This is a genomic window from Novacetimonas sp. GS1 (genome assembly GCF_036686925.1).
GTDB lineage: Bacteria > Pseudomonadota > Alphaproteobacteria > Acetobacterales > Acetobacteraceae > Novacetimonas > Novacetimonas hansenii.
On the sequence record NZ_VSZP01000001.1, the window covers coordinates 3,232,744 to 3,253,842 of the forward strand.

General features: G+C 64.4%; 19 protein-coding genes. 12 read left to right on the plus strand and 7 right to left on the minus strand.

All coding sequences use genetic code 11. The annotated features are described in order from the left end of the window. Positions 1-286 precede the first annotated feature (286 nt). From FYB92_RS14180 to FYB92_RS14190, 3 genes are all read left to right on the plus strand, one after another. Entirely contained in the window at positions 287-952 is a 666-nt protein-coding gene (locus FYB92_RS14180; RefSeq protein WP_003617827.1) for an alpha/beta hydrolase, read from the plus strand. 328 nt (positions 953-1,280) lie between these two features. Next, positions 1,281-2,543, plus strand: coding sequence for a tyrosine--tRNA ligase (gene tyrS / locus FYB92_RS14185; protein ID WP_332828835.1), 1,263 nt, complete (start codon positions 1,281-1,283; stop codon positions 2,541-2,543). Between the two features lie 14 nt (positions 2,544-2,557). Then, positions 2,558-3,136, plus strand: a complete 579-nt coding sequence (locus tag FYB92_RS14190; protein ID WP_408902375.1) for a DUF4186 domain-containing protein — start codon at positions 2,558-2,560, stop codon at positions 3,134-3,136. Between the two features lie 372 nt (positions 3,137-3,508). On the opposite strand, the gene FYB92_RS14195 is transcribed toward FYB92_RS14190, so the two are convergent. Then, positions 3,509-3,877, minus strand: coding sequence for a Rieske (2Fe-2S) protein (locus tag FYB92_RS14195; RefSeq protein ID WP_332828836.1), 369 nt, complete (start codon positions 3,875-3,877; stop codon positions 3,509-3,511). 150 nt (positions 3,878-4,027) lie between these two features. On the opposite strand from FYB92_RS14195, the gene FYB92_RS14200 reads away from it, so the two are divergent. After that, entirely contained in the window at positions 4,028-5,275 is a 1,248-nt protein-coding gene (locus tag FYB92_RS14200; protein WP_281650157.1) for an aminopeptidase, read from the plus strand. Further along, positions 5,272-5,763, plus strand: a complete 492-nt coding sequence (locus FYB92_RS14205) for a hypothetical protein (RefSeq protein ID WP_040511466.1) — start codon at positions 5,272-5,274, stop codon at positions 5,761-5,763. Before FYB92_RS14200 ends, FYB92_RS14205 begins: the two co-directional genes overlap by 4 nt. Here FYB92_RS14205 and FYB92_RS14210 read toward each other — a convergent pair. From FYB92_RS14210 to FYB92_RS14230, 5 genes are read right to left on the minus strand one after another with little or no spacing between them, the layout of a single operon-like run. After that, the gene (locus FYB92_RS14210; protein WP_062808590.1) at positions 5,730-6,884 is read right to left on the minus strand and encodes a glycosyltransferase family 4 protein; all 1,155 of its coding nucleotides are present in this window, start codon (positions 6,882-6,884) and stop codon (positions 5,730-5,732) included. The genes FYB92_RS14205 and FYB92_RS14210 overlap by 34 nt on opposite strands. Continuing rightward, complete coding sequence (locus tag FYB92_RS14215; protein WP_332828837.1) at positions 6,881-8,593, minus strand: heparinase II/III family protein; 1,713 nt, start codon at positions 8,591-8,593, stop codon at positions 6,881-6,883. The genes FYB92_RS14210 and FYB92_RS14215 overlap by 4 nt, the downstream gene beginning before the upstream one ends. 52 nt (positions 8,594-8,645) lie before the next feature. Continuing rightward, positions 8,646-9,326 (minus strand): ribulose-phosphate 3-epimerase, encoded by a 681-nt coding sequence (gene rpe, locus FYB92_RS14220; RefSeq protein ID WP_332828838.1) that lies wholly within the window; start codon positions 9,324-9,326, stop codon positions 8,646-8,648. Between the two features lie 60 nt (positions 9,327-9,386). Beyond that, a complete protein-coding gene (locus FYB92_RS14225) occupies positions 9,387-10,703 on the minus strand; it encodes an RsmB/NOP family class I SAM-dependent RNA methyltransferase (RefSeq protein WP_003617819.1) in 1,317 nt (438 codons plus the stop codon). A 24-nt stretch (positions 10,704-10,727) separates the two neighbouring features. Beyond that, positions 10,728-10,964, minus strand: coding sequence for a hypothetical protein (locus FYB92_RS14230; RefSeq protein ID WP_281650161.1), 237 nt, complete (start codon positions 10,962-10,964; stop codon positions 10,728-10,730). Positions 10,965-11,015: 51 nt separating this feature from the next. On the opposite strand from FYB92_RS14230, the gene FYB92_RS14235 reads away from it, so the two are divergent. The 6 genes from FYB92_RS14235 (at position 11,016) to FYB92_RS14260 (ending at position 18,070) form a co-directional block, all read left to right on the plus strand. Further along, positions 11,016-11,726 carry a YggS family pyridoxal phosphate-dependent enzyme gene (locus tag FYB92_RS14235; RefSeq protein WP_075624527.1) on the plus strand — a complete coding sequence of 237 codons (711 nt, stop codon included), beginning with the start codon at positions 11,016-11,018 and terminating at the stop codon, positions 11,724-11,726. A 123-nt stretch (positions 11,727-11,849) separates the two neighbouring features. After that, positions 11,850-13,865 (plus strand): potassium transporter Kup, encoded by a 2,016-nt coding sequence (locus FYB92_RS14240; protein ID WP_332828839.1) that lies wholly within the window; start codon positions 11,850-11,852, stop codon positions 13,863-13,865. Positions 13,866-13,912: 47 nt separating this feature from the next. After that, positions 13,913-15,067, plus strand: coding sequence for a radical SAM family heme chaperone HemW (gene hemW, locus FYB92_RS14245; protein WP_332829029.1), 1,155 nt, complete (start codon positions 13,913-13,915; stop codon positions 15,065-15,067). Between the two features lie 323 nt (positions 15,068-15,390). Next, a complete protein-coding gene (locus tag FYB92_RS14250; RefSeq protein WP_408902404.1) occupies positions 15,391-16,524 on the plus strand; it encodes a nucleoside hydrolase in 1,134 nt (377 codons plus the stop codon). Between the two features lie 17 nt (positions 16,525-16,541). Beyond that, positions 16,542-16,988 carry a DUF1489 family protein gene (locus tag FYB92_RS14255; protein WP_003617814.1) on the plus strand — a complete coding sequence of 149 codons (447 nt, stop codon included), beginning with the start codon at positions 16,542-16,544 and terminating at the stop codon, positions 16,986-16,988. Then, positions 16,976-18,070, plus strand: coding sequence for a transglycosylase SLT domain-containing protein (locus tag FYB92_RS14260; RefSeq protein ID WP_408887684.1), 1,095 nt, complete (start codon positions 16,976-16,978; stop codon positions 18,068-18,070). The genes FYB92_RS14255 and FYB92_RS14260 overlap by 13 nt, the downstream gene beginning before the upstream one ends. Here the strand turns inward: FYB92_RS14260 and FYB92_RS14265 are convergent. Then, complete coding sequence (locus tag FYB92_RS14265; protein WP_332828841.1) at positions 18,051-20,120, minus strand: glycoside hydrolase family 3 C-terminal domain-containing protein; 2,070 nt, start codon at positions 20,118-20,120, stop codon at positions 18,051-18,053. The genes FYB92_RS14260 and FYB92_RS14265 overlap by 20 nt on opposite strands. 442 nt (positions 20,121-20,562) lie before the next feature. On the opposite strand from FYB92_RS14265, the gene FYB92_RS14270 reads away from it, so the two are divergent. Then, entirely contained in the window at positions 20,563-21,087 is a 525-nt protein-coding gene (locus tag FYB92_RS14270) for a DUF3576 domain-containing protein (RefSeq protein WP_040511456.1), read from the plus strand. The last annotated feature ends 12 nt before the right edge of the window (positions 21,088-21,099 follow it).

Sequence of the window (21,099 nt, forward strand, 5' to 3'; positions counted from 1 at the left end):
ATTATCAGGCCCAATCGGTATATGTCCGGTCCGCGCACACTCAGTCCCGGTATCCGGGCATCACGGCATCCGGGGCCGTGGGGTGCAGACATATGTTTTGGGTTTACCGGCGCCGCAACATGGCCGCCATCGGGTCGCTACGGCGCCACCGGGGCCAGCATTGCTGCCGCCGGGCCACTTGATCAGTCGCCAGTCCGGTGCGGGGCATCGCCATCGGACAGGCAACAATGACAACCGCCCCGCCGCCATGCCATCAGGCAGCCGGGCAACCATATGCGGGATATATATGCCTGAGGTCATGTTCGCCGGCCCTGACGGCCGCCTGGAAGGACGCTACCATCACTCAAGCGAGCCGAACGCGCCGCTTGCACTGGTTCTTCATCCGCACCCGCTGCATGGCGGCACCATGAACAACCGCATCACCTATGCGATGTATCGCGAATTCGAAAAGATGGGCTTTTCGGTCATGCGCTACAACTCGCGCGGGGTCGGGCGTTCCCAGGGGCGCTATGACGGTGGCATCGGGGAAATTTCGGACGCGGCCGCCGCACTCGACTGGATGCAGATGGTCAACCCCAATGCACGCGGCCTGTGGATCGCGGGATATTCCTTTGGTGCGTTCGTGGGCATGCAACTGTTGATGCGCCGCCCCGAAATCACCGGCTGGATCAGCGTGGCGCCCCCCGCCAACCATTATGATTTCGGCTTCCTCGCCCCCTGTCCATGCGGTGGCCTGATGATCGCGGGCGATGCCGACGAACTGGTGCCCGAACCCGCCGTGCATAAACTGGTGGACAAGCTCAACACCCAAAAGGGTGTCGAGGTGGACTACCGCATCTTCAAGGGCGCGGACCACATCTTCGCCTCCCACGCGGATGAAGTCGCCGCTGCGCTTGAAGACCATGTCAGCACTGTGATGAACCGCCGCGCGCTGGCCCTCGCCGCCGACTGACGCACGGGCGACGCCTGACGACACGATACCGGGCATACGCGACGCCGCCGTCGCGCAGCGCCCGCTGTCGCAGGGTGCGGGGTCATATCGTGCCCTATGGTATTGCACCCCGTCGCACACCCTCCTGTCACAGGGCCGGCCGGCATGTTGTCGCGCCATGTCTCCTCCCGCGCTTCTGACTGTCCGGTTACGTGACCGGACAGAGGCCCGGTCCCGCCAACGCATTGGTTGGCGGATGGTTTCTTCGCATGGCGCGATCATGCTAGACCCCTTGTCGCATCGCCACCCCAGGGTGGACCCGTGACAACCCGCAGATACAGTAGAGACCATGCCCAAAAGCGAATTCCTCCGCGAGGCCGAGGCACGTGGCTTCATCTTCCAGTGCACCGATATGGAGGCGCTCGACGCCGCCATGCAGGCGAGGCCGGTTTCGGGCTATATCGGGTTTGATCCCACGGCGGACAGCCTGCATGTCGGCAGCCTGATCCAGATCATGATGCTGCGTCTGCTGCAAAAACACGGCCACCGGCCTGTCGCGCTGGTGGGCGGGGGCACGGCGAAGATCGGCGATCCCTCCTTCCGCGAGGAAGCACGCCAGTTGATGACGGCCGAGACGATTGCACAGAACCTGCGCGGGATTGAGGGATGCCTTCGGCAGTTCCTGTCATTCGATGACAAGTCCAGCGCGAAAGACAAGTCCGGCGCGATCCTGGCGAATAACGCCGACTGGCTGGACCGGCTGTCCTATATCGACCTGCTGCGTGATGTGGGTGTCCATTTCTCGATCAACCGGATGCTGTCGTTCGATTCGGTACGCAGCCGGCTGGAACGCGAACAGGGCCTGACCTTTCTGGAGTTCAATTACTCCATATTGCAATCCTATGATTTCCGCGAACTCAACGCCCGCCATGGCGTCACATTGCAGATGGGCGGATCGGACCAGTGGGGGAACATCGTATCGGGCATCGACCTGGTGCGGCGCATGAACCAGCAACAGGTGTTCGGCCTGACCACGCCGCTGCTGACCACCAGTTCGGGGACCAAGATGGGCAAGTCCGCGCGCGGCGCGGTCTGGCTGTCGGCGGCACGCCTGCCGGTCTTTGAATACTGGCAGTTCTGGCGCAATACCGAAGATGCCGATGTGGGGCGTTTCCTGCGCCTGTTTACCGACCTGCCGGTTGAGGAATGCGACCGTCTGGCCGCCCTGCCCGGTGCGGGCATCAACGAGGCGAAGAAGGTCCTGGCAACCGAGGCCACCGCCCTGTGCCATGGCCGCGCGGCAGCCGAACAGGCCGCCGAGGCCGCCCGCCGCACGTTTGAGGAAGGTGCGCTGAGCGCGGATGCCCTGCCCTCCATCAGCATCGCCGCCGCCACCCTGCATGAAGGTATCCCGGCATTCCGCCTGTTTGCCGACAGTGGCCTTGTCGCCAGCAATGGGGAGGCACGCCGCCTGATCCGTGGGGGTGGCGCACGCCTTAATGACGAGGTGGTGACGGATGAGGGACGCATGATCGGCGAAGGCGACCTGCATGACGGGGTTATCAAGCTGTCATCCGGCAAGAAGAAGCACATTCTGGTGCGCCCGGCCTGAAGCACGCCCCGGTCATGACGGTGCGCGCGCCCTCGCGTCGCAGGCAGGCGGCGGCCCCACCGGCGGGACAGGCGGACCTGTTCGCGCCACCGCCGCCATCACGGGAGACGCCAGCAGGCACGGCCCAATGTGATACGACCCACCCTGATACGACACAGCCTGATACGGCCCTGTCCACCACACTACCTGATGTCGCAGAGGATCTGTGGGCGCGACTGTCGCGCTCGCGCTTTCGCACACGTTTTCATCTCGACACAAGGGATCGGGCCTATCTGCACCGGCAGGGGCTGCACAATGTATGCGAACATGCGGCTGAGTTCATTGCGACACGCCTCGCCCCCGCCCACCCGCATAAGGACGGGCGGCAGACCCCATGGCGGGGGCATCCGGTTTTCGTCGCACAGCATGCAACCGGCACCTGCTGTCGCGGCTGCATAGAGAAATGGCATGGCTTTGCGAAGGGGCGCGCCCTGGAACAGGCGCAGTGCGATTATATCCTCGCGGTAATCCGGGGATGGCTGCTACGCGAAGACCCGGATTCTACGGCGTGTCATCAGTTATCCGCTCTCACTGCTCGCCAACGTAAGCCATAGCGCCGCATCGATTGTTCTCCTCCAAAGCCGGAAAAACAGTCCATATAGAGCGACAGAAAATACACCCCCTCAGCCCAGAGACTGTTTAAACAATCAGGCTCGATAACATCCTGAAATTATAAAGGTTTTTGGTGAAGCTTTTTCCAAAAAGCTTCAGAAGACGCCGCCTTTTTCGATCAAAAGGCGGCACCCAAAACTTTTCTTTTTTGTCAATGAGCTGTTTTCAAACACTCTGCTCAAGCTTTCAGGGCTTAACTGACGGCATGCCGTAGTGAATGAAAGTTTTTGAGCGCCACCCCTGAAGCGAAAAAGGCTGCGTCTTTCAGAGCTTGCGAAAAAGATTCACCAAAATTTTTACTACTTCTCAATGCGTTAATTTGCAGACTTTCCCATGGCGGGACGTACGTCAGCCCAGACATCTTCCCCCTCCACCCATGCGTCATAGGGACGCGGCATGGGGTTTGCCGCCTCAATCCGCCCACCGGGCGCATCCACGTCGCCGCGTATGCCAAAGGTCCACATATGCAGCGGGCAGACAAGCCGGTCATACTGGACATAACCAGTGGACAGGCGCGCATTGCCATGCGGGCAGCGATCATCGAACACGCATACCCGCCCGTCCTGCGTGCTCCAAACCACAAGCGCACGCCCCTGCGTGACGACACGTTGCGGGCGTTCACGCACGGCGGCGACCTCACACAGCCTGACGGCATTTCCGCGACCATCAGGTATCCCCGCCATTTGCATCACCTTCGCTTTTCCCCAACAGGTTACGGTATGATTTTACGCAACCGTGGACTATCGTCTATCGTATCGTGACAGACACCTCGTGACAGGGCGGGCACAGCGCGGCCCGCCATCCCTATCGCCATAAACAGGATGAATGCACGCATGGCCCCAGCTTCCAACCACGCAGAACTCCTCGACCGGCTTGGCGAGGTTGCGGTCCGGGTCGGGCTGAATATCGCCCATGGCCAGCAACTGCTGATTACCGCGCCGCTCGACGCGGTGCCGCTGGTGCGGCGCATTACCGAACATGCCTATCGCGCGGGGGCATCACTGGTCAGCACGTTCTACAGCGACGATGAAACCACGCTGGCGCGTTTCCGCCATGCACCCGACGACACGTTCGACACGGCGGCAAAGTGGCTGCAGGACGGCATGGCGGAGGCCTATCGCGAAGGGGCGGCCCGCATGGCAATCACGGGGGGCAATCCCACGCTGCTGTCGGGGGAAAACCACGACCGCGTCGCCCGTGCGTCACGCGCGTCATCACTGGCGGGGCGGCCCGCCATGGAACTGATCACCAATTTTGCCATCAACTGGAACATTGTTGCCTGCGCCACCCCCACATGGGCACAGCAGGTGTTCCCCGACCTGCCCCCCGAACAGGCGCTTGCCCGCCTGTGGGATGCCATCTTTACCGCGTCGCGCGTAACGACCGCCGACCCGGTGGCAGAATGGGCGCGGCATAACGAAACCCTGCACCGGCGTGCCTCATGGCTGAATGACCGCCGTTTTGCGGCACTGCATTTCCGGGGGCCGGATACGGACCTGACGGTAGGGCTTGCCGATGGGCACGCATGGGCAGGCGGGTCGGAACCCGCACGCAATGGCATCACCTGCAACCCCAACATCCCGACCGAGGAAGTGTTTACCACCCCCCATGCCCGTCGCGTCGATGGCACGGTGCGCGCGACAAAGCCCCTGTTCCACCAGGGGACGCTGATTGACGATATCGCGGTGCGTTTCCAAGATGGCCGCATTGTCGAAGCCAGCGCACGCACGGGTCAGGAGGTCCTGACACGCATTCTTGACACCGACGAAGGCGCACGCCGCCTGGGCGAGGTGGCGTTGGTGCCTGCCTCATCACCGATTTCCAGCAGCGGCATCCTGTTTCGCAACACGTTGTTCGATGAAAATGCCGCCAGCCATATCGCGCTGGGACAGTCCTATACCAAATGCATGCTCGACACCGACACCCTTGATGCTGCGCAACTGTCTGAACGTGGCGCAAATTCCAGCTTCATCCATATTGACTGGATGATCGGGTCGAACCAGATCGACGTGGACGCCATCACCCATGACGGCACGCGTGAATCCTTGATGAAACAGGGCGAATGGACCAGCCAGCCATGACTTTTCGCACATATTTCCTTGTCGCTGCCCTGTCGCTGTCGTTGCCTGTGCTGCCTGCGATGGCACAGCAGGCCCCGGCGGGACAGCAGCCGACATCCGAACAGCAGGCGATGATGATGCATGACATCACCGCGGCCGCGCAGTACCGCCTGCCAAACAATTTCTTCACGGTCATGATCCCCACCATCAAGGAGATCAAGGCACGGAATGTTACCCCCCCCGAAAGCGGCAACCTGTCGCTGTCACAGACGATCGAACGCACGGCGCAGATGGAACGCCTGATGCCGATCCTGCGCGAACACGGGCTTAGCGCGTCGGACTTTGTCATGGGCATCACGACCTTTGGCATGACGACCGCCCTGATGCACCAGCAGGCGCCCAAGGGCGCGCCCGCGCTGAACCCTGCGAACGTGAAGCTGATCAATGCACACCCGCAGGAAACCGAAACCATGATTCAGGAAATGGGCGGCCAACTGTCACAACCCTGACGCCGCCGCGCGCCCTGCACCAGCAGGGCGCAGGTCCGCGCCAGCACGGCATCTTGTGAAAACAGTTGCAACGCCCGTGCGCGCCCTGCCATGCCCATGATGCGGCGCAGACCGGCGGACCGCACCAGCCGCCCCAGCGCAGCCGCAAGGGCACCCGCATCCGCGGGGGGGACAAGGTATCCGGTCCGCCCCGTGACGATCTGTTCGCGAATGCCACGAATATCGCTGCCGACAACCGGCAGGCCCGACAGCATCGCCTCGATCACCGTCATGGGCAGCCCCTCAAAATGGCTGGGCAGGACAAAGATATCCGCCGCCGCCATAAGGTCCGCCACATCGGCGCGATACCCAAGACAACGCAATCGGGGGCCAAGTTCCGCCTGTGCCGCCATGATAAGGTCCGCCATGTCCGGCCCGTGATCGGTGGGCAGACGCGCCCCCACGACCCACAGGACCGCATCGGGAACATCACGCATCGCCGCAAGCAGTTCGGGATATCCCTTGTGCCGCACCAACCGCGACACCGCGAGGACGACGACATCCCCCGCCCCCACGCCAAGGTCCGCGCGTAACCTGCACCGCACCAGCGGGTCGGGGCGAAAGAGCGCACCATCACGCCCGTTGCCGATGGCCGTGGCGCATGGGTGAATGCCAAGCCGCCGCGCGTCACGCGCCTCCTCGTACGAAACGGTCAGATACGTATTGGTCACGCGCCCGGCCAGCCATTCCAGAACCAGCGCCAGCCGACGCCGTACCCACGGCCCCGGCTGGTTGAACAAAAAACCATGGCAGGTATAGGCCACGCACGGCACACCACACAGCCATGCCGCCAGACGGGCCAGAAGGCCGCTGATCGGCATGTGCGCATGCACGATATCGGGACGTTCGCGCCGGATCAGGCGCACCAGCGCCCATAATGCGCGCATCTGCGCCACGGGGGAAAAGGACCGCGCCATCGCCACGGCCTCCACCCGGAACCCATCGGCGCGCACCGCCGACAGCAAGGGGCCATCGGCACAGACACCCACGACATCATGCCCATCGGCCCGCAGCCGACGCATCAGGGGATACAGGAAATGATACAGCGCGAAATCAACATTCGTGATCTCGAGTATCCTCATTCCCCGCCCGGTCCCCTGTCACGTTCCAGCGCCCAGCGGATCACCCTGCGCTTTCTGCCGGGTGCAGTTTCCACCGCCGGTCCGGGGCCTGCGGGTATCGCATCCTCCACCCCGGCGGGAACCTGTGGCGTGCCCTCGCCCGTCGCGGGCGGGCGGGCGGCATTGGGGGCGACCCGCACGACGATCTGTGTCGAAGGCACAGGACGCAGACCGCCGGAATAGACGCTCTCCTCCACCACGACCTCCCCGCCCGTGGCGCGGAAGTTCCATGTCTGCTCCCCCGCCTCCAGCATGACAGTGTCGGCCTGCGTCCCCGGCTGCACACAGACCGAAGGATGCAGGTGGAAACGCAGGACAAACGCCAGATCACGCTCGCCCTCTATGGTTTCCTCGCCCCGCAGGCAGTCACCATTGCTGCCAAGGTACAACCGCCGTGCATAGGTCGCGCCAGCCGTGGGATAATATCCGTCATGCGACAGGCTCAGCCAATGCGCGCCCTCCCGCGTTGCATGATCGACCTCCACATGGGCGGGACGGCGGGCGACCGTGCCATCCTCATGGAAATCAGAGGAGGACAGCCCCTCCACCTCCACCGTGGAATGGGCGGCCGTCTGGCGCAGCGCCTTTTTCCATTCCGGCAGGAATCCGCCGCCACAATTGACGACCAGGCGCTGTCGCATACACGAAAATTCCAGCGACAACGTGCCCGCATGGGCATTGTGGTCATATCCCGTCGGCGCGGGCGCCCCCGCATCCACCAGCAGGAGCGAACGCCCCGACTGCGCGCGCACAAACCCGCCATCGGGCATGGCATTGGCCACCACCCGCGTGCGCGTAGCCTGCGACAGCACCATTTCAATCAGGGTGGAGCTGCGTTCATGGCTGCCGTTGAACAGGGCGAGGCACCCATCCCCATGACGCATGGCACGCAGCACGGGGCTCATCTTGTCAAGCGCCAGCGCCACAGAATGCGGCAGCGCATGCTGTGCCGCCTGCATCATCGCGCGCATTTCCGCCAGTTCACGCAAGGCCCGCAACTGCACCTCCGGGCTGCGCTGGATGTGCCAGCCATCGGGCAGGATCTGGCGTTCCACCTCTGCGTCGATATAGCGGCGGTAACGGCTGAGGAAACCAGTATATTCCGGCATGGCCACCGCAACCGCCAGCAACCCCTTCAGCGCCGTCAGCGATTGCCAGTCATGGCATTCGGGCGGCAGAAGGGCGGCAATGGTCCGTCCTTCCACCAGAAGCCGGGCCATCAGGCGTTGACGGAACATGTCGCTGGCGGAGGCGGCGAAGAAATCATAATGCCCCAGCCATGCCGCGACACGTGCGCCCGCCACGGTACAGTCACGCACCATCGGGTGGATTGGCGGATTCAGGAGCCAGTCATCCACCAGCGCACGCGCACGCAGCCGGGCCGCATCCGTGCCCATCGCGCGCAAATCGCGCAGCCAGCGGAAACTGTGCAGCCCTTCGCGGAAGGTTGGTTCAAAATCGGGATTGTCCCACATCCCCGGCCCGATGGGATGGGTATATCCCTCCTGCGTCATCATGCCCTTGATGAGCATCGCACCCGTTGCGGCATCACCGGGCCACAGGTCACGGATATTATGGACAGGCGCGACCGGCACCCGCCCCTTGCCCACCAGCAAGGGCAGGCGTGCCATCGACAGGCGTGCGCCCTGCGCCAGTCGCCTTACGACCATGTGCGCCTCGTGTCCCGACCGGTGATGCCCCGGACGATGGTGAAAGGTCCCCTCACGCCCGGCGGGGCGCCTCGCCTGTGCGCAGGGCATTGATGGCCTGCGCGTAATCCGCCTGCCCGTAAACCGAGGTCCCGGCAATCAGGACATCCGCGCCCGCCTGTGTCGCAAGCATGGCGGTTTCGGGAGTGATCCCGCCATCCACACCAATGCGGATGTCACGCCCCGTTGCGTCGGCCATTTCACGCAGGGTACGGATCTTGGCCAACTGGCTTGTCAGGAACTTCTGGCCACCAAAGCCTGGATTGACCGTCATGACCAGGATCATGTCCACAAGGTCCAGCACCTCCCCCACCGCTTCGGGCGGGGTGGCGGGGCAGATCGCGATGCCTGGCTTCACGCCATGGTCGCGCACATGTTGCAAGGAACGGTGCGTGTGCGGACCCGCCTCCACATGGATATGGATATGATCGGCACCCGCCCTGGCGAAGGTCTCGATATACGAATCGACGGGGGCAACCATCAGATGCACATCGAACGCCAGGCGCGACCCGGGCCGCAATGCCTGGACAAGCTGCGGCCCCATCGACAGGTTCGGGACGAAATGGCCATCCATCACATCCAGATGGAGCCAGTCGGCCCCCGCCTTCTCGACAGCGGCGACTTCGTCCGCCATGCGGGAAAAATCAGCCGAAAGCACACTCGGCGCGATGAGGGGAGAAGATAGAGCTGCCATGTTCCTTTTGTATCAGGAATATCGCAGGCAGGCCATAGTTTTACGACATCCCCGCCCCACTCACCCCTTGCGGAAGCGCGCGGCGAAGAATCCGTCCATCCCCCCCTGTTCGGCCCACATGCCGGGATGCGTGCGCACCCACCCTTCGGGCGTGCGGGCCTGCGGCAGGAACGCCAGTTCCTCCGGCGTGAAGGGATCGGCGATCAGCCCCATTTCCTCGGCCGCACGGGCACAGGCGGGGCCTTCCTCCGGCTGGAGGGAACATACCGCGTAAACCAGCCGCCCACCCGGACGCAGCATGTCGCCTGCCGCCTTCAGCAGGGCCTGCTGCCCCGCCGCAAGTGCCGCAAGGTCGCGCGGGCGCTTGATCCACAGTGCATCGGGATGACGCCGCACCGTGCCGGTGGCCGAACATGGCGCATCCAGCAGCACCGCATCGAGGGGCGCATCGGGCCGCCATTGCGTTGCATCGGCCTGCACGACCTTGACCACATCGCCCAGTTGCAACCGCGCAAGGTTGGCGCCCAGACGCTCCAGCCGTCGGGGGTCACGTTCGACGGCGGTGACATCCGCCCCGGCAAGGGCGAGTTGCGCGGTCTTGCCGCCGGGCGCGGCGCACAGATCCGCCACCCGTTCCCCCGCCTTCGCATCCAGCAGGCGTGCAGGCAGGCTTGCCGCGGCATCCTGCACCCAGAACGCGCCTTCGGCAAAGCCGGGCAATTCGGTGACACGCGTTCCGGCCGCAAAGCGCACGGTGCCGTTGGGCAGAAGTTCGCCCCCCGGTGGCGGCAGGCAGCCAGGACGCATCGACAGGTCGAGCGGTGGCTCCGTCCCCAGTGCCGCCGCGATGGGACGGGCCATGCGCCCCCATGACGCCCACAGCCATGGCGGCACGTCGAGGCGTTCCTGGTCGAGTCCGTCAAGGCAGCCATCGCCCTTTTGCGCAATCCGGCGCAGTACGGCATTCACCAGCCCCGCAAACGGGGCAAGTCCGCGCCTGCGCGCCAGCGCCACCGACGTCGCCACCGCCGCATGCACCGGCGTGCCAAGGAACAGCAGTTGCGCCACCCCGATCAGCAGCACCGCGCGCACGGGTTCGGGCGGCTCCTTTTTCAAGAAGGGCGAGAGCACCTCCGTCGCGGTGCCCATATGACGCAGGACCGACGCCCCCAGGCGATGGGCGGCGGCGCGGTCGCGCGGTTCCGCCTGTCGCGCGACGGGCGAATTTTCCATGGAGGTTTCAAGCATACGCCGGTGCTCGATCACGCCGGTGACGATGTCAAAGGCGATATCGCGCGTCGGGTCGGCCGGGGCTGCCTGCGCGCCACGGCCTGTGGCGCGGCGTCCGGACGAACGGGGTGCGGACGTCTGTTTCATTGTCTATACCTGCTTTGGAACTCATCAAACCACGCGAACCCCGGCGCCACATGCGTGGCCGGACCCCACGTGTCCCGCACATGACACGCCCACGCCCGCACCGCCACCCCCGGCGCACATGATTTTTACCATCCCCATGCCAGACGCCCTCGCCCCGATACCGATGCCCGTCCCATCCCCGTCCCAATGACAGCGGCCCGCCACCATGATATCGCACGGACGGGCCATGACCGTCCCCGCGTCATGCCGGGAAAAGGCCACCGCATCCGGATTTCCACGAACCAGGGGGGACACAGCATGCACGACACACCCATGCCGGCGGACACGGCGCAGGACATATCCGCAGATCATGACATCGCCACGGCGCTTGCGACGGTGCGTGCGCGCATTGCCAACGCGGCCCGCCGCGCCGGGCGTGATCCGTCGGACATCACGCTGGTTGCGGTGTCCAAGTTCCACCCGCGTGCGCGCGTGGTCGCCGCCCTGCGCGCGGGGCAGATGACATTCGGTGAAAACCGCGTGCAGGAAGCGGCGGATAAATTCCCGTCCCTGCGCGCGCAATGGCCGGACCTGAGGCTGAACATCATCGGCGGCCTGCAAACGAACAAGGCATATGACGCCGTGCGCATTGCGGACATGATCGAAAGCCTTGACCGCGCGACCCTGTGCGATGCCATCGCGCGCGCGGCCGACCGGGTGGGTCGCCTGCCGCGATTGCTGGTGCAGGTCAATACCGGGGACGAGACCCAGAAATCCGGCGTGGCGGTGGAAGAGGCTGATGCCTTCATCACCGCCGCCATCGCGCGCTTTGGCGATGCGGTGGCGGGGCTGATGTGCATTCCCCCGGTGGATCAGGACCCCACGCCACATTTCCGCACGCTCGCCACCATGGCGGGGCGGCACGGGCTGGGGGTGATTTCGATGGGCATGTCGGCCGATTTCGAACAGGCCATCGCCGCCGGCGCGACCCATGTGCGCGTCGGCAGCGCCATTTTCGGCCCCCGTCCGACCCGTCCCACCTGAAAACCGGCATGGCACCTGCACGGATACGGACCTTGATGCCCTACCCGCTTGTGGGTATGCGAAAGTACCGGGCATGATGCTGCCCGTATTTCTTGACATTCACTGCCGCGGAGCCGTCACGACATGACGCAAGCCACGGGGCCTGATGCCCCCGGAACATCGACGACGCCAGCCCATGGCGCCCAAGCTGCGGATGGCAAGGCACCGGACGGCAAGGCATCCACCCCCGTCCCGTCGAAGGTGACGGAATACGGCGCGGACCAGCATGAACATGCCGCCAACCCCGTGGGCTTTGCCGCCCTGCTCGGGGTGCTGGGCGTCGTGTTCGGCGATATCGGCACCAGCCCGATCTATGCCCTGCGTTCGACCATCATGGTCGTGTCACAGCACCACAGGATCGAACCGTGGGAGATCCTTGGCGTACTCAGCCTCATCATCTGGTCGCTGCTGCTGATCGTGACGGTGAAATATGTCATCCTGATCATGCGTGCCGACCATAATGGCGAAGGCGGCATCATCTCGCTCATGTCGATGGCCCAGCGTGTCGCCACCACCAACCGCCTGCGTGTGGCGCTCGGCATGGTGGGAATCGGCGGCGCGTGCCTGTTCTTCGGCGATGGCATGATTACCCCCGCCATTTCGGTGCTGTCGGCGGTGGAAGGGCTGGAGGTCAGTTTCCCCGCCGCACGTGAACTGGTCATTCCCATCGCACTGCTGGTGCTGGTGGGGCTGTTTTCGGTGCAGTCCTATGGCACGGGCAAGGTGGGGACCATATTCGGCCCGATCATGCTGGTATGGTTCAGCCTGCTGGGCATCCTTGGCCTGACGCAGATCGTGCAGCATCCCACCATCCTGCTGGCGGTATCGCCCACCTATGCGGTGCAGTTCATCATCTATCACGGATGGCTGTCGTTCATCGCACTTGGGTCCGTCGTGCTGTCGGTCACAGGGGCGGAGGCGCTGTATGCCGACATGGGCCATTTCGGCCGCCAGCCCATCCGCTATGCCTGGCTGTTCTGTGTGCTGCCGTGCCTCGCCCTCAACTATCTCGGTCAGGGGGCGCTGATCATCGCGCACCCCACCACGCTGGCCAACCCGTTCTTCCTGCTGGGCCCGCACTGGTTGCAGGTGCCGATGGTCATCCTGTCCACCTGCGCGACGGTCATCGCAAGCCAGGCGGGGATTTCAGGCGGGTTTTCGCTATGCCGGCAGATCATCCAGCTTGGCTACCTGCCGCGCATGCGCATCACCCACACCAATGCGGAGGAAGAGGGCCAGATCTACCTGCCGGAGTTCAACCGCTTCCTGATGACCGGTGCGCTGTTACTGGTGCTAAGCTTCCGCAGTTCTGACGCGCTGGCCTCGGCCTATGGCATCGCGGTGACGGGTACGTTCATGTGTACCTGCGTCCTGGCGATGGTGGTGTTCCGCCGCCTGTATCACTGGTCACGCCTGGCCGCGATCACGACGTTCGGCGGTTTCTTTGTCATCGACACCACCTTTTTCGCCTCCAACGCGCTGAAGATCCCGCAAGGTGGCTGGGTGCCGGTGATGCTGGGCATTGTGCTGACGCTGATGATGACGACGTGGAAAAAGGGCCGCCTGCTGATCATGAACCGGCAGAAGCAGGACAGCATGCCCATGAACTCCTTCCTGGCGCGGCTGCCGCAGTCACGCATCATCCGCGTGCCAGGAACGGCGGTATACATGACCGCAACGCCGGATTTCGTGCCCGCATGCCTGTTGCACAACCTCAAGCACAACAAGGTGCTGCATGACCATGTCCTGTTCGTCACGGTCCAGACCCTTGACCAGCCGGAAGCGGATCGCGGGCACCGTGTCGCGTTGCAGGAACTCGCGCCCGATATGTACCGCATCATCCTGCGCTATGGCTTCATGGAAACGCCCAACCTGCCCCGCGCGCTGGAGGACCTGAAGGCCAGCGGACTGGAATTCGATGCATTGCAGGCATCTTATTTCACCAGCCGTGAATTGCTGGTCCGTTCCTCCGTGCCGAAGATGTCGCGCTGGCGCATGTCGCTGTTCCTGCTGATGGCGCGCAATGCCACACCCGCCACCGAATTCTTCCGCATCCCGCCTGACCGCGTGGTTGAACTTGGCGTCCGCCTTGCCATCTGACGCCCCCCCCCACCGTCGCCGCACCGAACGGGGGGGAGGCGCTGGCGCTGTATGTGCACTGGCCTTTCTGCCTGTCGAAATGCCCGTACTGTGATTTCAACAGCCATGTGCGCGACGTCATTCCACAGGCGCGTTTTGGCAATGCCCTGCGTCGTGAACTGGCGCATGAGGCCGCGCGCATCGGGACGGCGCGCGACACGCGTCCTGTGCTGGGGTCCATATTCTTTGGCGGGGGGACGCCATCGCTGATGGAACCTGCGACGGTGGCCGCCCTGATCGGGGATGCGGGCCACCTGTTCCGCCTGTCCCCCGATATCGAAATCACGCTGGAGGCCAATCCCACCAGTGTGGAGACGGCCCGCCTGCGTGCCTTTCGCGACGGGGGGGTCAACCGCATTTCAGTGGGATTGCAAAGCCTTGACCCGGAAGCCCTGCGTTTTCTGGGCCGTGAACACACCGTGCCACAGGCGATCGCGGCACTGGAACAGGCGCGCGCATTATTTGGCCGGATCTCGTTCGACCTGATCTATGCCCGGCCGGAACAGTCGCTGGCCTCATGGCGGGGCGAACTGGATGCCGCACTCGACCTCGCATCAGACCATCTCTCGCTCTATCAGTTGACGATCGAACCGGGCACGCGTTTTGAGAGCCTGTATCGACAGAACCGCTTTCACCTGCCCGATGACGACCTCGCAGCCCGGCTGTATGAGGAAACGGCCCGCGTGGCAGCACGCCACGGGTTGCTGGGCTACGAGGTCTCCAACTATGCCCGTCCGGGGGCCGAAAGCCGCCACAACCTGACTTACTGGCGTTATGGCGACTATCTGGGTATCGGGCCGGGGGCGCACGGGCGCGTGACACGCGATGGCGTCACCTATGCCACCCGCCGCCACCGCGCACCAGAACCGTGGGCCGAACGGGTGGAACGGACCGGCACCGGCACAACACATGAAGACGCGCTGTCACCACGTGAAAAGGCACGCGAAATGCTGCTGATGGGATTACGCCTTGACGAGGGGATCGCCGCAGGGCGCTTTGCGCGGCGCACGGAGATGAGTCTGGGCGACGCGACCGATCCGGGCATCCTGCAAGCCGCGCTGGAGGAAGACTACCTTCGATGGGATGCAGGCGGGGCACGCCTGCGGGCCACTGCGGAAGGGAGGTTGCGGCTGGAAAGCCTGCTGGCCGCGCTGGTGGTGTAAAAATCCGGCAAAGGGCATTGCCCGGCAGAACATCATGCCTCAGCGCATAATGACGGCATCCCCATAAAAGGCCGCATAAAAATAACGAATGTTTCCGGGGGGCACCTTATGTTCCCGAACAGGTCACATATTTCAAGGTTATTCGAAGATTTTCGCCAGAATTTTTATAATTCCAGTCTATCGCCAGATTTACCTGCGCACAGGGTTTCCAAGGAACAGGTGGTATGGAACTCGGCCATAAACCGGCTAGACTGCGCGCCAAAGGTCAGGGAAGGAACCCCGCTGTGTCCCGTGCATCCATGTCACGCCCGTCATTTCCCGCCATGTTCAGGACCTGCGCACTTGTCGCCGGGGCGACGCTTGGCGCTGTCCTGCCGGGTCTGGCCCATGCCGCCACGCAGGCAGTATCCCAGGCGGCATCCCAGACCGCGCCCGACCCCGAACTGGTGATCGAAGATAACGATTTCCTCGGCCCCGGCGGGTCGGACCAGCAATCCATCATCCCGCTGCTGTTCAACCCACATGTGCGCGTACTCGGCTTTACCGTCGTCAGTGGCGATGACTGGGAAAATGCGGAATCGGCCCATCTTCGCCGGTTTCTGGAAATCATCCACCGCACCGACGTGCCGGTGGCCGATGGCGCGGTCTATCCCCTGCTCAACACTGTCGCGGCTCTGCGTGAACACGAACACCAGTTCGGCACAATCCCGTGGAAGGGGGCGTGGGGCGGACTGGGCAGCATCGAACATGTTCCCGACACGCAGCCTGCCCTGCCCACGCTGAAGGAGGGCATGCCCCACCTGCAACCCGTGACGCAGAACGCGGCGCAGTTCCTGATCGAACAGGTCCATGCCCATCCGCACCAGATCACCATCGTCGCGGCGGGTCCGCTGACGAACCTTGCGCTGGCCATCCGCCTGGACCCGACCTTTGCCGCGACGGCAAAACAACTGGTATTCATGGGCGGCATGCTTGACACCAGCATGATGTCGGTGACGGGGAATGCGGACTTTGCCTCCGACTTCAACATGATCTTTGACCCGGAGGCCGCGCATATCGTCCTGACCGCACCATGGGCGTCGGTAACCGCGGTGGGCAGCGTGTCGAACGACCTGATGATGACACGCGACTACCTTGCGCAGGTGACGCGCAAGGTCACGCCGATGACGCAGTATCTTGCGAAATATTACGAACCGCTGCCGATGTGGGACGAACTGACGGCTGCCATCGCCGCCGACCCGTCACTGGTGACGTCATCGGTGGACGCGTTCATGGATATCGACCTGGCGCACGGCCCTGATTACGGGCACGCCCATGTCTGGCCCGAACAGCTTGCCCCGAAACAGCAGGGCGTACGCCGCGTCCATATCGTGCGCAGCGTGGACGCCACGCGGTTCCGCGCCATCTTCGCACAGGAGGCGCAGAGCGACCTGCCCCCCGCCCCGGCACGCCATTAGGAACGGGGAAGGCCAAGATGCTGCATATGGTCAAGCTGGCGGTGGGGGTCGGTAGCCTGCCTGAACTCGCCCTGCGCCAGCAGGTCGAACCCCCTGTGCCCCGCGACGGGCTTGATGGCACCACACCCGCCGGGCAGCCATGGCTGCGTACGCGCATGTTCCCCCGCCGCGCGCCAGAGATACTGGAAGGCGGGTCGCTTTACCGCGTGATCGCGGGGATGGTCATGTGCCGCCAGCGCATCACCGGCATCCGCCCCGACACACGCGATGACGGGGTGGCCTGCGCGCTGATCACGCTCGACCCGTTGATCGTGCCAGTCGTCCCGCGCAGCATGCGCCCCTTTCAGGGATGGCGATACCTGCGTGCGGCCGACGCACCGGCCGACCTTGGCCATTTCGACCTTGATGGAGACACCCTGCCCGATGACATGCGTCGCGAACTGGCTGCGTTGTGCCTGATCTGACTTCTTCCGCCGCCATCCGCCCCCGCGTCATTTCCCCTGCCCTGCGCGCGACCGCGTTGATGGGATGCGCCGCACTGGTCCTGGCGGGCTGCGCCGCCACCCCGCGGGGGGGGACGTCACGCTATTCACGCTATTACCCCGCCAGCGGGGCCTACCGCGCGCCCGGACCAGCCGATGACCCGTGGAAGCCGTATATCGAGGAGGCATCGAACCGTTTTTCTGTGCCACAGCCATGGATCCGTGCCGTGATCCAGAAGGAATCGGGTGGCCATGAATATATGGACGGCCATCCCATCACCTCTGCCAGTGGCGCGATGGGGCTGATGCAGTTGATGGCCCCAACCTATAGTGACATGCAAAAGCGCAACCACCTTGGTTCGGACCCTTACGAACCGCGCAACAACATCCTTGCGGGGACCGCCTATATCCGCACACTGTATGGCCTGTATGGCGCACCGGGCTTCCTTGCGGCGTATAATGCAGGGATCGAACGGCTGAATGACTATCTGGAGGAAGGGCGTCCATTGCCCAGCCAGACCGTACGCTATCTGCGCATCATTACGCCCAACCTTGGCAACTCCGTGGCGCTGAGCGGCCCTCTTGCGATCTATGCCGGGCCGGGACAGCCTGTCACGCGCACACCCGTGGCACTTGGCGGACGCAACCAGCATGCCGTCTTGCAGTACGCAACCCTCAATCCGCCCGCACCGACATCGCATGCGGCACCGGCGTCAACGGCCTGCGCGCGCGATCCCGATGCGGCCTATGACCCTTCGGCACGCTGCACCGCCATGACGGTAACGGCCATATCAGGTACGGGCGTCAATTATGGCGCATGGAGCGTGCAGGTCGGCGCATTCTCCACCGAGGGGCAAGCACGTTTCGCCACCACCATGGCGCGACAGGGGGACTTCACCGCGTTGCAGGGCGCACGCAGCATGGTGATCCCCGTCACCAGTGCACGCGGCACACAGGTCTATCGCGCGCGACTGGCCGGATTGTCGGAAGCGGCGGCGGGCAAGGCGTGTTCCAGCCTGAAAAGCCAGGGGCTGCTGTGCATTGTCATTCGCCCTGGGATGTAGGGACTGGCAGGTTTTCAAGCGTTGCGGACACATGCAGCGCGGGCATGCGCACGCTGGCCTGATGTGTCAGCATGACCGACGACGCCCCCACCGCGAACGTATAGGTCCCCGCGGGAACCACCCAGCCGCCCGCGCCTGTATCCCATTGCCCCAGCAGGTGCGGGTCCACCGGGATGGCGACGCGGGTTGCATGGCCGGGTGTCAGCGCAATACTGCGCCACCCCACCAGGCGCTTGACGCCGCCAGCCTCCACCGGCGGGGTCAGGTACAGTTGCGCCACCGCACGGATCGGATGGTCGGACGTATCGGTCACTGTGAAGGTCGCACTCAGATGGGTCGCGTCCTCGCGGCTGACATGGACATCGCCATACGACACGCCGCCCGCGACCGACAGGCCATAGCCGAACGGAAACAGCGGGGCGATATGGGCGCGTTCGAACGCATTGTAATCGGCATAGGCCATGCCGGGGGGATACAGCCCGCCAGTAAAGGTCATGGGCAGGCGGCCCGAGAATTCACGCGTCCCCGTCAGCATCGCCGCAAGCGGAGCGGCATATTCCCCATGCCATGACCACGCCTGTATCACACTGTCCACCACATCCAGCCACGGCATCGCGCGGTCAGGGCTGTCGGACATCATGATGGTCACGACATGCCCGCCAAGGTCCGCAAGTGCGGTGATGAACGCATTGTCCGCATCACGATCCGTCAGCATCACGATACGCGCCGCCTGCGCGGCCTGTGGCGGGGGCGTGCCGTCGGGGTTGACGACGGCCTGACTGACCTTCACCCCGTCATGCTGCAATGCCGCCGCAAGGGCCACAAGCGGTCCCTGCAACGCCTGTGTCGCCAGCAGCAGCACCTGCCCGCTGCGGTCATCAAGGGGCAGGACCTGGTTTTCGTTCTGCAACAGGACCATCCCCTCCGCCCCGACCTCGGCCATCAGTCCGTCCACCGACATCGGGCCAGATCCCGGGGGGGATTTCCTGTCACGGGTGAATGGCGGCGGATGGTCAAGGATGCCGGTACCATACAGCGACGTCAGGACATGCTGTGCCATCTGGTCAATGCGGGGGGGCTGGACCGCGCCCGTCGCAACCGCGCGGCGCAGGGGGGCGGCATACACCCCGTCCTCCACCCCTGGTGACTGTTCCATGTCCACGCCATCCGCCACGGCGGCGACAGGGCTGGCGTCCGCCCCCGACAGCGCACCGGGCATCGCCATGAGCATGCCGCCAAAATGCCACTGTTCACGCATGATGCCCGACAGGCCGGACAGCGCGCCGCACACATGCATGCCGCCACATGCGATCGCCCCCCCATGCGCCGTACCCAGTGCGATGGACAGGCCCATCAGGCTGGTGCCCATATACTGATCCGCCGGGACAGGCAGCGTCGCGGGAAGGGCGACAACCCCGTCACCGCGTCCCTGTTCCTCCGCACGGAGCGAGGCGAAGACCGGCACCACATGCCCCACCATCAGGCCCGAAGCCACCATCCCCGCCATTGTTCCCGCAAGCATCGGGTCCTCGCCTGCCTGCAACCGCCCGGATGGCAGCAGGTCCACACCACCGACACGCACCATCGCCCGGCCACGCCCCCATTCGTCACGCGCCCGCACCATGCCCGCGCGATGGGCCAGCACCGGGTCCCAACTCGCGGCAAGGGCAAGGAAAGGCAGGTGCGGCATGGCGGGATCAGTGGGATGCGGGTCCGAAAAGCTGCCCATCCGCAAGGCGGGCAGGCCAAGGCGCGGCACACCCGGCCATGTCAGCAGTCCCGTGCCCTCGCCCGCCATGGCACCACCAAGCGGGGCGGGAAAGGCACGCAGGACCGACAGTTTTTCTTCGGGCCGCATGCGCGCGACCATATCCGCCGCCCGCGTCTGGGCCGATGAGGAAGGCGCAGCCGCCGCCCATGCGGACGGTGCAGGCCCCGGCGCGGGAACAAATACGGGCACCATCGCCGCCGCCACGGCGACCGCCATCGTGCGCGGCGCGGCGCGGATCTGGGTATGGATGGCCTGCAGTCCCCTCGATATATGTCGCACTGCTCTTCCACACCTCCTGCCTCGCTGCACCCTGGCTGCCTTAACCCTGATCGCCTTACCCTGACTGCCTTGCCCTGGTCGCCGCACTTTGGTCGCCTTAGCCCTGCGCCGCCACACGTTTCCGGGCCTGCGCCCGTGGCCCTCCCCTGCCCGTACGCAGGTCCTGCCGCCCCATGCACGGGGCGTCTGTCGATGCCATAAGTACTACCATCGACGCCCCGGCGCCATGGCCCACACCCATGCACCACCGGGCACGTCGTCACGATGGTGGCACAGAAAGTCGCCGCGTGACTTGGCGGGACCGGCGCGGCGGGATATGAAGGACGCATATCGATACAGGCAGGACCGTGGCCGTTCATCCGGACATATCGTGACGGGATGCGCGGCACACGGGGCCGAAATACCACATGCGGGGCCAATCCCCGGCGTCCATAGAGGCATCATGACCCTTCGTCCGCCAACTTCCGCCCTTCGCCCCCCCTCCCGCCGCGCCATGCGCATGGGGTTGCCGGTCCTGATGCTTGGCACGCTGCTTGGCGCGTGTTCGACAGGCCCGCATGACAGCACCGGCCTCGCCCGGCCCCAGAACAAGCTCCTGAAGGAAGACCGCGGGGCGACGGGGGGTAATGACCAACTGGAAAAAAGCGGCGTCAACGCCTATCTGTGGCGTGGGGCGATCGATACCCTGTCGTTCATGCCGTTCGCTTCCGCCGATGCGATCGGGGGGGTCATCCTGACGGACTGGTACACGCCACCCGCCACGCAGAACGAACGGTTCAAGATCACCTGCTTCATCCTGTCGAGCGACCTGCGCTCTGACGCCGTACGCGTTTCGGTGTTCCGCCAGGTGCTGCAGGACGGTCAGTGGACCGATACCCCCGTCGCCGCCAATACGGTGTCCGACATCACCTCCAAGATCCTGACCCGTGCGCGCCAACTGCGTGCCGATAACGGCCACAAGAACTAACTCCTCGCGCCC